Genomic DNA, 12,935 nt, shown 5'->3' on the forward strand with positions numbered 1-12,935 from the left:
TGAACGACAAGACCCCCTACGGCCAGGGCCTCGCCGACGAAGCCGAGAAGGAACTGCGGGCCAAGGGCGCGACCATCGTTCAGAGCGAAGGGATCGACAGCCAGGAGCGCGACTTCACAGCCGTCATCACCAAGATTCAGACCCTCAAGCCCGACGCGATCTACTTTGGCGCCGTGTACGGCCAGGCTGGCCCCTTTGTCAAGCAGCTGCGCGACAAGGGCATCACCACCCCGATTGTCGGCGGCGACGGCTATGACAGCGAAGACCTGATCAAGCTCGCCGGAAGCGGCGCAAGCGACATCTACTTCACGACCATCGCCCCCCCGGTCGAAGTCGTGCCCGCAGCCAAAACAGCGTCCGTTAACTTCCAGAAAGCGTTCGGCACTGCGCTCCAGGGTTACGGCGTCATGGCCTACGACGCCGCCAAGGTCGTGCTCGAGGGCATCCTGAACGCTTCCAAGGCAGCGGGCGGCAAGGTGCCTACCCGCGCCCAGGTCGAAACCAGCATCCGCAGCGGCAGCTACCCTGACCTACTGACCGGGCCCGTTAAATTCGACAAGAACGGTGACCGTACCACGGCCAAGATGTACGTGATCGCCGTCAAGGACGCCAAGCGCAGCACCGCTGGCACCATAAACGTCATTCGCAAATAATCAATGGTGCGGACAGTTTTAAAGTTCCATCTGCAAAGTACAACCAGCACGAAGTTTTTAGCTTCCCACCTGCGGGGGACTCGTGCAGCTCGCGCCGCGACAGGTTGGAACTTGCAGAGCGTGAAGTGAGGGGGGGGTAACGCAGTAACGCAATTGGCGTGCCAAGCCGCTTATTTCGGATTTCCCCTCTCCCAAGGTATGAAACTGTCCGAGCCGTTACGTAATACGGATTCCGTTCAATTCCGGCACAGTCGGAACCACACCGACTGCGCCCCTGCCAGCAGCTTGACGAGTTCATACCGCGAAAGCCGTAGCGGCTGTTCCTCCTCGCTTCTTGTTAGAACAGGCTCGCTTGACTTGAAAAGCTGCTAAGCAGAGCAAGCCTAAGCGCTGTTTTGGGTGCAACAGCGTCCTGACCAGAACGGCACTCGTGAAGGGGCCTGGACGCACCCGTATGGGTCTTAGCTGCTGCCCCGAGACCCAGAGCCGGGTTCCGATGCACCCTTCACCGCATTCGACAGCTCATCTTTGGAACATCCAGGGGCGTGCGGGCTGATAGCCTGTAAGCTCCTGAATCTCTTTGTCTAGGATACGGCTTTTCTGACTAGGCCGCCGGATGAGTGCCTTCAGACTCCATAATACAGGTGACCAAGTGGACCTACAGACAGTCATGACCATTCTTTTGCAGGTGCTGGTGGGTGGCCTGAGCCTCGGGGTGCTCTACGCCATCGTCGCGCTCGGGTACACCATGGTGTACGGCGTCCTTCAGCTGATTAATTTTGCCCACTCGGAAGTGTTTATCACGGGGGGCATCGTCGGGTATTTCGTCTTTCATGCCCTTCAGGATTCGTCCATGAACGGTTACCTCAAGCTGGTGCTCGCGTGTCTGGCCGCCATGATCGTTTCGGGAGCACTGAACGTGGTTATCGAGCGGCTGGCCTACCGCCCGCTGCGCGGTGCCCAGCGCCTCGTACCGCTGATCACCGCCATCGGCGTTTCGCTGATCCTTCAAGACACCCTCAAATTCGTGGTCGGCCTGACGGGGATGTTCGACCTGAGCGTGACGCTGCCCAAGGGCTTTACCAGTCCGCTGACCAAATTCGCCGGAATCGATATCACCTCGCTTAACCTTCAGGTCAAGGACGTCATCCTGCTGGTGGTCGCCACGCTGATGCTGATCGGGCTGAACTTACTGGTCAATCACACCCGGCTGGGCCGCGCCATCCGCGCCGTGGCGCACGACCGCCAGACAGCCGGACTGATGGGCATCGACAGCAACCGCATCATCAGCCTGACCTTTTTGATCGGTGGGGCCCTCGGCGGACTCGGCGGCGTGATGTACGCCATGAAATACCAGGCACTCAACGCCTACAGCGGCATGGCGCCGGGCATGAAAGCCTTTTCGGCGGCGGTGCTAGGCGGCATCGGCAGTATTCCGGGGGCCATGCTCGGGGGCATCGTGCTGGGCTGGGTCGAAACCCTGCTGGGCGTCGTGAGCCTCTTTTCCGCGCTGCCGGGGCTGCACTGGCTCAGTTATATCAAGGCCGAATACAAGGACCTGGGCGGCTTTCTGGCCCTGATTCTGATTCTCTTCATTAAGCCGACCGGTCTGCTCGGCAAGTCCTCCACGGAGAAGGTGTAACGCATGACGACCCTACCGACCACGCCCGCCCCGCTCAAGGTGCGCCCCGGCGGCGGCGACCGCACTTGGGCGCTGCTGGCCTACACCGCTATCACGGCGGCCCTGCTGATTTTCATGCGCAGCACGATCGCCGACGGCCCCATGAAGCTGCTGCAACCCGTGCTGTTCGGGGCCTTCTTGCTCAGCATGCTGTTCGCCTACCAGTGGAAAGCCGCCAACTGGGCCAAAACCATCGTGTACATCACCGGTATCGTGTTCGTGCTGCCCTTCATGGGACGCGAAAACGCTTCATATTTCGATCTGGTCATTCAGATTCTCATTTTCAGTGCGCTGGCGCTGGGGCTAAACATCGTGGTGGGGCTGGCGGGTCTGCTTGACCTGGGGTACATCGCTTTCTTCGCGGTGGGCGCTTACCTGTGGGGCATCTTCGGTAGCCCGCAACTCGGGCAGATTACCGGCAACGCGGCTTACGCCCACGGCCTGAATCCAGCGTACTTCTGGCTGTTCATTCCTCTGGCCGTAGCCCTGGCCGCCCTGGTGGGCGTGCTGATCGGTCTGCCAGTGCTGAAGCTCAAGGGTGATTACCTCGCCATCGTGACGCTAGGACTGGGCGAAGTGATCCGCATTTTCGCCAACAACCTGCCGATCACCAACGGGCCGCAGGGCATTGACGGTATCGAGAGTGCGCCGGTGCCCTGGCTCGACAAGATCGCCGGGTCGCTGGGCTTTGCGCCGGAACAGCACAAGCTGTTTTTCCTCTACATTCTGGTGCTGGCCGTCATCTCCCTGATCGTGCTGGTCAACCGCCGCCTTGACCGCTCCAAGATCGGGCGGGCCTGGATCGCCATTCGTGAAGACGAGATCGCGGCGCAGGCGATGGGTGTGCCGCTGCTGCGTACCAAGCTGCTGGCGTTCGCCTCGGGGGCCAGCTTCGCCGGGGCGATGGGCGTGATCTTCGCGGCCAAGCAGGCGTTTATCGACCCCACCAGCTTCAACTACTTCCAGTCCATTGGCGTGCTGAGCATGGTCATTCTGGGCGGCATGGGCAACATTTCCGGCGTTATTTTGGGAGCGGTGGTGGTCACCATGCTGAATTTCACGGTGCTGCCCACGCTGTCCGAAGTGCTTCAGGCGCAGTTTCCCAACATCAACCAGAACCTTGACCCCAGCAAGTACCAGCGCTTTATCTTTGGGTTCGTGCTGGTGTTTATGATGCTCTTTCGGCCCGAGGGCCTGCTGCCCAGCGCCCGCCACCAGGTCGAGATGCACCAAGACGACCCACCCGCAGGCAGCCTGAGCGCCGACAACCACCTGCAAGAAGGCACCGGCGAGGGCGAGGTGCTGTCGCCCGGCTTTGCCACGCGCGGCGAGAACGAACGTACAGGAAGTGAGAAATGAGTCTGCTCGACGTACAGAACGTCACCAAGACCTTCGGTGGCCTGACTGCCGTCAACGACGTGACCTTTCAGGTGCCCGAACGCAGCATCATCAGCGTGATCGGACCAAACGGGGCCGGAAAGACCACCTTCTTTAACTTGATTACCGGCATCTATACGCCCGACACCGGCAACATCAAACTGGGTGGCCGCGAACTGATCGGTCTGCGCCCCGATCAGGTGGTCGAGGCGGGCATTAGCCGCACCTTTCAGAACATCCGCCTGTTTCCCAGCATGACCGCCGAGGAAAACATCATGCTGGGGCGCGGCGTGCGCCTGAAAAGCGGGTACTGGGACGCCATCTTACGCAGCAGCAAGTTCAAACACGACGAGCAAGAAGCAGTGGACACTGCCCGCCTGATGCTGGACTTCGTGGGCCTGAGCAAGTGGCGCAACGAACTTTCGACCAGCCTGCCCTACGGCGACCAGCGCAAACTGGAAATTGCCCGCGCCCTGGCCACCACGCCCAAGCTGATTCTGCTGGACGAACCCGCCGCCGGGATGAACCCCCGCGAAACCGAGGACCTCAAGGCCCTGATCCGCGCCATTCGTGACGAGTTAGGCGTGACCGTGGTACTGATCGAACACGACATGCGACTGGTTATGACTCTCTCGGAGTACATCACGGTGCTGAACTACGGCAGCAAGCTGAGCGAGGGCCTGCCCCACGAGGTTCGTAACGACCCCGCCGTTATGGAAGCCTACCTGGGACGCGGCACTGCGGCGGGCGAGTATGGCAAGGAGGCCCAGGCATGAGCGCAGACAACATAACGGCTGGCGCGGCCCCGCTGCTGGAACTGCGCGATGTCCACACCTATTACGGCCAGATTCACGCGCTCAAGGGCCTAAACCTGACGGTCAACCCAGGCGAGATCGTCGCGCTTATCGGTGGCAACGGGGCGGGCAAGACCACCACCCTCAAGACCGTTTCGGGCATGATGAAGCCCAAACAGGGCCAGGTTATCTACCAGGGCCAGAACATCAGCGGTATTCCCTCACACACCATCATGCAGCGCAGCATGAGCCATGTCCCCGAGGGCCGCCGCATCTTTCCGCAGCTGACTGTGCGTGAAAACCTCGAAGTGGGGGCTTTTACCATCACCAACCGCAAGCTGATTGAGCAGCGGGTGCAGGAAGGATTCGCGCTGTTTCCGCGCCTCAAAGAGCGCGAGACGCAGCTGGGCGGCACCATGTCGGGCGGTGAGCAGCAGATGCTGGCGATTGCCCGGGCCTTGATGGTTAGCCCCAAGCTGCTGCTGCTGGACGAGCCGAGCATGGGTCTGTCGCCGCTGTTCGTGGAAGCCATTTTCGACATCGTGGAGCGGCTAAACCGCGAGCACGGCACCACCATTTTGCTTGTCGAGCAGAACGCGAACATGGCCCTCGCCATTGCCCAGCGGGCCTACGTGCTGCAAACCGGCGAGATTCGCCTCTCGGGAAACGCCGCCGACATCGCCTCCGATGAGAGCGTGCGCAAGGCTTACCTGGGCGACGAATAGGGCGCAGAGGTATAGAGAAGAAGGGCCGGGACTCAGGTTTCCGGCCCTTTTCCTTTGGGAACGCTTGCCTAGAGGTCGGCGCGGCGTTCCCAGGCAAAGCGCACGAAGACCACAACCAGCAAGCCACTCCCTGAGCCAATGACCGTTGCTACCAACCCTGACTGCAACGCGACAGGCCGGGCAGCACCCAGGATGGGGCCTGCCCGCGCCCCGACCGCACCAGAATTAAGCGCAATCCATTAGACCCTGCGGCCCTCAGACCGACCGCACTGCGAATTTCGCGCAAGCTCTATTCGTCCGGGACCTCTTCATCCTGTTCGCCCAGCGCCGTAATCTCGGTGTGCTCATCGGTGACGCGGTACTCGCCCTCAGAGGCGATATAGTTGGCGGCCATTTTCAGGGTTTCGCGCACCCAGCCATAATCGTTCGACAGGGTAGCCACACCGATCACTTCCCAGTCGTGGGCATCCAGACCGTCGAGCCGCGCCACCGTCAGCGGAAAGCGCGACTTGAGGCGCTCGACAACAGGCCGCACCAGTGCCCGCTTTTCCTTCAGGTTACCGACCCACGGCATTTCCAGGCGCACGGTAAGCACGCCAACGTAGCCCAGACTCATGCCCCGTTTCCCCGGCCCACCTCAGAGCATTCCGGCCAGGAAACCCTGCGTGCGTACGGTACGCACCAGATCCATGATGGTGTGATGTGAGGGATCGTAGTGCACCTCGATCTGACCCACGTCCGGCACGGCTTTGCTTACGCCGGGCAGCGCGAGCAGCGCCGCCGCCACCTTTTCCCCAGCTTCTTTGTTCATTCCCCGGACACCCAGGAGTACGCGAGTCGGCTTAGCAGTCATGCCCGTCATTATGCGCCAGGGCCTCTGACAGAATTGGCAAATAAAATAGCTCGCCTGGGGCCGTGCTGGCCCGCGTGCCCAGGTGAATAACGGCGTAATCGCCCAGGCGGTGGGCTTCTTCGGCCTCGGCTACGGGGCGCAGCGCGGGCGGCACGTTCAGGTGAACCTCGTACACCGCGCAGTCGTAGGCACTCTTGACGGCGGCATGTACCAGACCGCGCAGCATTTCTGTGGGGGCACCTTCCAAGGCGCTGAGGGTACGCACCAGCACAACGGGCCGGTCGCCCTGCCACACGCTCTGGGCAAAGATGAACCCCTGAATCTCGCCGTCCTCGGCCACAAAAGAGTGTTCGCTGCGCTCGTAGAACTTGAGGGCCGCGAGGCTGGTGTGTAGCCGCCCTTCCTGTTCGCGTTCGGGCAGTGCCCCAAACGCGGGGTCGAGCTGCAACTGAATCTGCCGGTCGAGCGCCTGAAGCGCCGCGTAATCGGCGTCGGTAAAAGTGCGGTAACGCATAGGCTCAGGCTAGCGCCTACTCGGGGGTGAGGCCCAGGGACAGAGGGCGGCCCAGCGTTACAAAGTCAGTTGCATAAACACCAGATCAAGCCAGCGGTCAAATTTACGGCCCACCTGCTTCATGTGCGCGACCTGCTCGAAGCCCAGCCGCGCATGAAAGGCGATGCTGCCCGCGTTGTCGGCGTCGATTCCGCCAACCAGAACGTGCAAATCCATCTTCCGCGCCTCGGCGATCAGCGCTTGCATCAGCCGCAGGCCGAGGCCGCTGCCGCGCTGCCCCGCCCGCACATACACACTGTGCTCGGCAGTGCCCGCGTAGCCCGCCTTTTCGCGGAACGGCCCAAAGGTGGCAAAACCGTCTACCTGCCCGCCCTGTTCGGCGACCAGCACCGGCCACCCGCCCCTGGTCTTATGGTCGTACCAGTCCAGCCGGGATTCGAGCGAAACGGGTTCGAGGTCATAGCTGGCCGTGGTATTAAGCACCGCCTCATTGTAAATGTCGAGAATCGCCGGAACGTCTTCACGGGTGGCGGCGCGGACGAGAAGGCTCATGGCACAAGCATACGCCGAAGAAAAGAGGATCTCCGGCGTATGGGGACTAGTACAGGCTGAACACAGGAGGTCTAGTGCAGCACTCCCTTCAATGCACTGGCCTGCGGCGCAAACATCGGCAGCGTCTTGAACGCCAGATACAGACCGAGCAGCACGATGACCGCGTAGGCCGCGCTGAACCACGGCCCGCGCTGGCTTTCGACCTGGGCGTCGGGCCGGGGCTTTAGCATCAGGTGGGCCACGGTCAGCACCACGCTACCGAACACGAGGGCCACCAGCGCGATGGGAATCCGCATCGACTCGTTCTTGATAAGGTCGAGCGCCTGCGACTGGTTGCCGATGGTCTTGCCCGCTACAACTGACCCCAGGCCCACCGAGAACAGGTTGTTAAGGGCGTGAACGATCACACTGCTCCAGAGGCTGCCGGTATGCTGCACCACCCGCGCCAGCACGTAGGCCAGCGGCAAAATGCCGACGATGGCCGCCGGAACGCCGTGCGCCAGTCCAAACGCGCAGGTCGTGGCTATAGCCGCCACGCCGAAGCCCGCCGCCCGTTCCTGCCCGCGCATCATCAGGCCCCGGAAAGCCACTTCCTCGGCAAAGGGAATCAACACACCCGCCGCCAGCATCAGCACCCACAGGTCGGGGCCGTGACTCAGGAACTGCGGCATACTGCTGACTGCCGAAGGCACCAGCGTGATGTAAGCCAGCGCAAACGCCCGTGATGCCAAAAAGCCCAGTGCAAACGCGGCCAGCGCCAGCCCCCAAGCCGGGGGAGTACGCCAGCGGGTATCGGCGGCCAGCGCCTGCATGGTGGGCCGGAACAGCAAAAAAGCCAGCAGCACCGTTACTACGAAACTGGCGAGTAGCGAGGCCCCCAGCGGCCAGCCCAGACCGATATGCACCGCCTGACCGTTGATAGGCAGGTACATTCCGGCGCACAGCACCGAAACGACGTTCTGGGTCACCAGGAGCATCAGCGCGGCGCGGTTGCCGTCCACCGCCCGGATGCGGGGGCCAGCAGGCGGGGGCTGAACACCATAGTTGGCCGGGTGATCTCCAGGCCAGGGCGCGGAAGTTGGTCCATCTGGTGCAGTCATTACTCTTCAGACTAGCGCGGGCTTTGCCGGGCCGCCCTCATGCAGGCTTATGACGAAAGCTCACCTGCCCCGGCGAATCCGCACCGCCTTGGTCGCGGGCTGTTTACGAAGCCAGTGCAGGAACTTGCGCACGTCCTCATGCTGGCGCAGCCGTTCGAGATCCGGGAATTCATTTGCCAGTTGCGCGTTGGTCAGGGTGGCATGTAAAAACTTGTGGCAGGCTGGGCACAGCATGACGGTGGGCAATTCGCTGACCTTGACCCCCCGCCGCCGTCCCTGCGAACGCGGCACCAGGTGATGCTCGGTTAGCAGCGGCGTCTGGCGTTCGCACAGGGCGCAGACCGGGGCAGCGGCCTGCGCGGAAAAAGGCCACGCGGATTCAGGGCGCCTGCGAACCATTTCAGGCGGTCAGGACTGCAATCGCCTGTTCCAGCCCCTGGTCGGTGACCTGATGGTGCAGCACAAAACGCACCGAGTCCGGCCCCAGCGCACTGCACAGCACGCCCTGCTGCGCCCAGCGGTCGACCCGTTGCTGCGCTCCGGGCAGTTGCGCGTAAACGATGTTGGTCTGCACGGCGGCCAGATTCACGGCGTACCCGGCGCCTGCCAATGCCTGGGCCAACTGGCGCGCGCGGCGGTGATCCTCGGGCAGCCAGCCGGGGCCGTCGCGCAGAGCGATCAGGCCAGCCGCCGCCAGGATTCCGGCCTGCCGCATCCCGCCACCCATCATCTTGCGGTAGCGGTGCGCCGTGGCAACGTGTTTTCGGGAACCGGCCAGCACGCTGCCCACGGGTGCGCCCAGCCCCTTGCTGAGGCAGAGGCTGACCGTGGTGAAGTGCCGCGTGATCTCGGAAACCGGCGTGCCCAGCGCCACCGCCGCGTTAAAGACCCGCGCCCCGTCGAGGTGCAGGGGCAGGCCCTCGGCGTCGGCCACCGCCCGGATTTGCCCGATGACCTCCAGTGGCAAGACGGTGCCGCCCGCCTTGTTGTGGGTATTTTCCAGCGAAATGAGGCCCGTGGGCGACTGATAGACACTGCGGCGCACTGCCAGGCGCACCTGTTCGGGGTCGGGCACGCCGAGCGGCGCAGGCACGAAGCGGGGCACGAGGCCGCTGAAGGCCGCCATCATGCCCAGTTCCCACTCGTAGATGTGCGATCCCTCGGCGCACACGACTTCCTCACCCCGGCCCGCGTGCAGTGCCAGCGCCACCTGATTGCTCATGCTGCCCGACGGCATGAACAGCGCCGCCTCATGCCCGGTGAGCCGCGCGACCTCGGCCTGCAACGCGTTGACCGTGGGATCTTCGCCGTACACGTCGTCTCCGACGGGGGCCTGGGCCATGGCCTCACGCATGGCGGCGGTGGGCACGGTGACGGTATCGGAGCGCAGATCAGCCAGAACAGACATGGAACCAGCATAGCCAACAGCTCCCCTTCAACAAAATGACCAGTAGTCAAGTGAGAATCTGCTAAAAAGACTATTCATGACGGTCTTCTAAAGGTCCAGTATGGACGCCTTTAGAACAGTCTCAAATGTGATCTGAGGGCGTGCGTCAGACTCTGGTCATCGGGGACTTAATCCCCGCATCACTTCTGGAGGAACTACTATGACTACCAACGAAAGCCTGATCCGTCTGTCCGATGTCCACACCGATCTGCAACTCGACACCAACGTCTATAACCCCGTCGGCGGCACCGCTTACGGTTACAACGGCGAGAAGATCGGCGCAGTTAAGGACGCCCTGGTCGAACCCGGTACCGGCAAAATTCGTTTCCTCCTGGTTGATGTGGGCGGCTGGTTCAGCAGCAAGGAAGTCCTCGTGCCCGTCGGCTACGCCCGTATCGACGATAGCGGCGTGTACTTTGACAACCTGACCAAAGACCAGGTCAAGGCCATGAGCGAGTACCACGAAGGCCAGGCCTATACCAATGACATGGTAGACAGCGACGAGCGCGTGCTGCGCGGCGTCACCGACATGGACACCGCCGCCTACCGCGAGCGCGTGTTGACCGGCAAGGACACCGACGTGACCGCCTTCCGTGAGCAGGCCTACAGCACCCCCGAGCGTCTCCAGCTGCTCGAAGAGCGCCTGACCGTCAACAAGGACCGCTTCAAGGCTGGTAGTGTGCAGATCGGCAAGCGTGTCGAAACCCACACCGAAACCATCAACGTGCCCCTTGAGCGCGAAGAAGTGGTCATCGAGCGTCACGCTGTCACCGACGGTCAGCCTGTGTCCGGCGCCGTGCTGGGTGCTGCCACCGCCACTATGAGCGTTGACCTCGAAGCCGAGCGTGCCAACGTGAGCAAGCAGGCCTTTGTTACCGAAGAAGTTAGCCTGGGCAAGCGCACCGTGACCGAGACCCAGCAGGTCACCGAGACCATCGGCAAGGAAGTGCTGGAAGTCAACAAAACCGGCGACGTGGTCTTGGACGACGCTGCCAAGAAGCTGTAAGCTAGCGCCAAATGAAGGGGCGGGGAATTTCCCCCGCCTTTTTTGTGCCATACCATGAAGGCCAGAGGAACAGACATGGACGATAAAAATAAACTTAACCCCGGTGAACGTCTGGTAGAAGGCAAGGTTCCAGGGCAAGACACCAAACTGGGTACGGTACGGGGCGAAAGCCTGAGCAGCCGACAAAGCAGCGTTACTCCGCTCGATACCCTGACCCTGCACGAAGAACGCGCCGTGATCGACGTGGTCAGGGAGCAGGCGGGGGCCGTCACCATTCAGAAGGTGCTGCGTGAGCGCCAGGAGACTATTCCGGTGACGCTCAGCTCCGAGGTGCTCGAAATTACGGTGAGGGAAGGCGCGGGCAAGGTCATGATGAACGGCGAGGTGCTGAAGCCGGGGCGCACCTACGAAGTGCTGCTTCAAGATGAACGCGCCGAAGTCCTTAAGCACGTTTTTGCCGTGAGCGAAGTCGATGTGAAAAAGAAGATGCAGACTTTTACCCACACCGAAACAGTCACCCTGCGCCGCGAGGAACTGGATATCCGCGATCCTAACGGGCTGGTGCAGGACGTGACGCTGGGGAAAGACCTGAAATAAAGCCGTAAGCGCGGCCCTCACCAGAAACGACCAGTGTCTGCCGATGCTGGTTTTTTGCTGCCATAATCTCGCCAATGAGTAAAGCAGCAAATCACACCATCAGGCAACTCGGGACGCAGACCGGGCAAACCGTGACCCTCAACGCGTGGCTGACCGACAAGAGCGGCAAGGGCAAAATCCAGTTCCTGAAACTGCGTGACGGCAGCGGCTTCGTGCAGGCCACCGTATTTAGGGGCGACGTGTCCGAGGAAGTGTTCGAGGCCGCCAAACGCCTGACCCAGGAACAGGCCATTACGGTGACCGGCGAGGTGCGGGCCGACGAACGCGCTCCGGGCGGCGTCGAACTGAGCGTGCGTGACCTGGCGGCCATCAGCGAAAACGTGGGCGAATACCAGATCACGCCCAAGGAGCACGGCACCGATTTCCTGATGGATCACCGCCACGTGTGGCTACGCCACCGCCGCCCCTGGGCCATCTTGCGCGTGCGTGACTGCGTGCAGCGGGCGCTGACGGAATTTTTTCATCAGGAAGGCTTTATCCGCTTCGACGCGCCCTTTTTTACGCCCAACGCCGCCGAGGACACCACCGAGCTGTTCGAGATCGACCTGTTCGGCGAGGACAAGGCGTACCTCTCCCAGACTGGGCAACTGCACGCCGAGGCGGGCGCCCTGGCTTTTGGTAAGGTGTACACCTTTGGGCCGACTTTCCGCGCTGAAAAGAGCAAAACCCGCCGCCATCTGCTGGAATTCTGGATGATCGAGCCGGAAGTGGCCCCCAGCAACCACGCCGAGAATATGAACTTACAGGAACGCATGGTCAGTTTTATGGTCAGGCGCGTGCTGGAAGAGTGCCAGACCGAGCTGGAGTTGCTGGGCCGCGACACCTCCAAATTGCGCGGAGCCGCCGAGGGTCACTACCCGCGCATTACCTACACGGAGGCGCTGGAGATTATCCGCAGGCACATCGAGGAACGCGATCTGCCGCCCAATGTGCAGGCCGATGTGCAGCCTGTCGAATGGGGCAACGATCTGGGCGCACCGCACGAAACGATCCTGGGCTACCACTTTGACCGCCCAGTGATGGTCGAAAAGTATCCGGTGGGCATCAAGGCGTTCTACATGCAGCCTGACCCCAGTGACCCAAAAGTGGCCCTGTGCGACGACATGATCGCGCCCGAAGGCTACGGCGAAATTATTGGCGGCAGTGAACGCATTCACGACTACGAACTGCTCAAATCGCGCATCGAGGCCGAAAAGCTGCCGCTCGAAGACTTCGACTGGTATCTGGACCTGCGGCGCTTCGGCAGCGTGCCACACGCGGGCTACGGCATGGGGCTCGAACGGGCCATCGCCTGGATCACCGGCATCGACCACATCCGCGAGGCCATTGCGTTTCCCCGTATGCTTACGCGGATGCGCCCCTAGAGCAAGGTTTCAACGGTCTGAGTGCCCTTTTCATTTTCGGGGCATTCAGACCACTTAACTCTCCGAATACGCTGGTCCTAAGCCATGCACTTTAGTGCAAGTCTTTCAGAGAGCCAATCTAATGAGGTAGAGGAAGCAGGGCAACCGCAAAGTCAGCTTAATGTGAATGGGTGAATGATTCCTCGTCTCAGAAGGTAGATATTCCTAGTCTT

At 61.7% G+C, this 12,935-nt stretch carries 15 protein-coding genes; 8 read left to right on the forward strand and 7 right to left on the reverse strand.

Annotated elements, in window-relative coordinates; translation table 11 throughout:
- The 5 genes from QZ269_RS09815 to QZ269_RS09835 all read left to right on the forward strand — a co-directional run.
- Positions 1–653 (forward strand): branched-chain amino acid ABC transporter substrate-binding protein (locus QZ269_RS09815; protein ID WP_291426531.1); only part of this gene is annotated, 653 nt, incomplete at its 5' end.
- 652 nt (positions 654–1,305) lie between these two features.
- Positions 1,306–2,295, forward strand: coding sequence for a branched-chain amino acid ABC transporter permease (locus QZ269_RS09820; protein WP_291426532.1), 990 nt, complete (start codon positions 1,306–1,308; stop codon positions 2,293–2,295).
- Positions 2,296–2,298: 3 nt separating this feature from the next.
- On the forward strand, positions 2,299–3,693 hold the full coding sequence (locus QZ269_RS09825) for a branched-chain amino acid ABC transporter permease (RefSeq protein ID WP_291426533.1): 1,395 nt from the start codon (positions 2,299–2,301) through the stop codon (positions 3,691–3,693).
- The gene (locus QZ269_RS09830; RefSeq protein WP_291426534.1) at positions 3,690–4,487 is read left to right on the forward strand and encodes an ABC transporter ATP-binding protein; all 798 of its coding nucleotides are present in this window, start codon (positions 3,690–3,692) and stop codon (positions 4,485–4,487) included. The genes QZ269_RS09825 and QZ269_RS09830 overlap by 4 nt, the downstream gene beginning before the upstream one ends.
- A complete protein-coding gene (locus QZ269_RS09835; protein ID WP_291426535.1) occupies positions 4,484–5,230 on the forward strand; it encodes an ABC transporter ATP-binding protein in 747 nt (248 codons plus the stop codon). The genes QZ269_RS09830 and QZ269_RS09835 overlap by 4 nt, the downstream gene beginning before the upstream one ends.
- A 289-nt stretch (positions 5,231–5,519) precedes the next feature.
- On the opposite strand, the gene QZ269_RS09840 is transcribed toward QZ269_RS09835, so the two are convergent.
- The 7 genes from QZ269_RS09840 to QZ269_RS09870 all read right to left on the reverse strand — a co-directional run bounded on the left by QZ269_RS09840 (position 5,520) and on the right by QZ269_RS09870 (position 9,657).
- Entirely contained in the window at positions 5,520–5,846 is a 327-nt protein-coding gene (locus tag QZ269_RS09840) for a DUF503 family protein (protein ID WP_291426536.1), read from the reverse strand.
- Between the two features lie 21 nt (positions 5,847–5,867).
- On the reverse strand, positions 5,868–6,092 hold the full coding sequence (locus QZ269_RS09845; RefSeq protein ID WP_291426537.1) for a heavy-metal-associated domain-containing protein: 225 nt from the start codon (positions 6,090–6,092) through the stop codon (positions 5,868–5,870).
- Complete coding sequence (locus QZ269_RS09850; protein WP_291426538.1) at positions 6,073–6,597, reverse strand: DUF1999 domain-containing protein; 525 nt, start codon at positions 6,595–6,597, stop codon at positions 6,073–6,075. The genes QZ269_RS09845 and QZ269_RS09850 overlap by 20 nt, the downstream gene beginning before the upstream one ends.
- A 57-nt stretch (positions 6,598–6,654) precedes the next feature.
- The gene (locus QZ269_RS09855; protein WP_291426539.1) at positions 6,655–7,149 is read right to left on the reverse strand and encodes a GNAT family N-acetyltransferase; all 495 of its coding nucleotides are present in this window, start codon (positions 7,147–7,149) and stop codon (positions 6,655–6,657) included.
- Positions 7,150–7,220: 71 nt separating this feature from the next.
- The gene (locus QZ269_RS09860; protein ID WP_291426540.1) at positions 7,221–8,249 is read right to left on the reverse strand and encodes a CPBP family intramembrane glutamic endopeptidase; all 1,029 of its coding nucleotides are present in this window, start codon (positions 8,247–8,249) and stop codon (positions 7,221–7,223) included.
- Between the two features lie 60 nt (positions 8,250–8,309).
- A complete protein-coding gene (locus tag QZ269_RS09865; protein WP_291426541.1) occupies positions 8,310–8,648 on the reverse strand; it encodes an HNH endonuclease in 339 nt (112 codons plus the stop codon).
- Position 8,649: 1 nt separating this feature from the next.
- Entirely contained in the window at positions 8,650–9,657 is a 1,008-nt protein-coding gene (locus tag QZ269_RS09870; protein ID WP_291426542.1) for a low specificity L-threonine aldolase, read from the reverse strand.
- Positions 9,658–9,856: 199 nt separating this feature from the next.
- Between QZ269_RS09870 and QZ269_RS09875 the strand changes: the two genes are divergently transcribed.
- The 3 genes from QZ269_RS09875 (at position 9,857) to asnS (ending at position 12,723) form a co-directional block, all read left to right on the forward strand.
- Complete coding sequence (locus QZ269_RS09875; RefSeq protein ID WP_291426543.1) at positions 9,857–10,702, forward strand: DUF2382 domain-containing protein; 846 nt, start codon at positions 9,857–9,859, stop codon at positions 10,700–10,702.
- 75 nt (positions 10,703–10,777) lie between these two features.
- Positions 10,778–11,299 (forward strand): YsnF/AvaK domain-containing protein, encoded by a 522-nt coding sequence (locus QZ269_RS09880; RefSeq protein WP_291426544.1) that lies wholly within the window; start codon positions 10,778–10,780, stop codon positions 11,297–11,299.
- Between the two features lie 74 nt (positions 11,300–11,373).
- On the forward strand, positions 11,374–12,723 hold the full coding sequence (gene asnS, locus QZ269_RS09885; RefSeq protein ID WP_291426545.1) for an asparagine--tRNA ligase: 1,350 nt from the start codon (positions 11,374–11,376) through the stop codon (positions 12,721–12,723).
- Positions 12,724–12,935 lie beyond the last annotated feature (212 nt).

The sequence above is a fragment of the Deinococcus sp. genome (genome assembly GCF_018260405.1).
Classification (GTDB): Bacteria; Deinococcota; Deinococci; order Deinococcales; family Deinococcaceae; genus Deinococcus.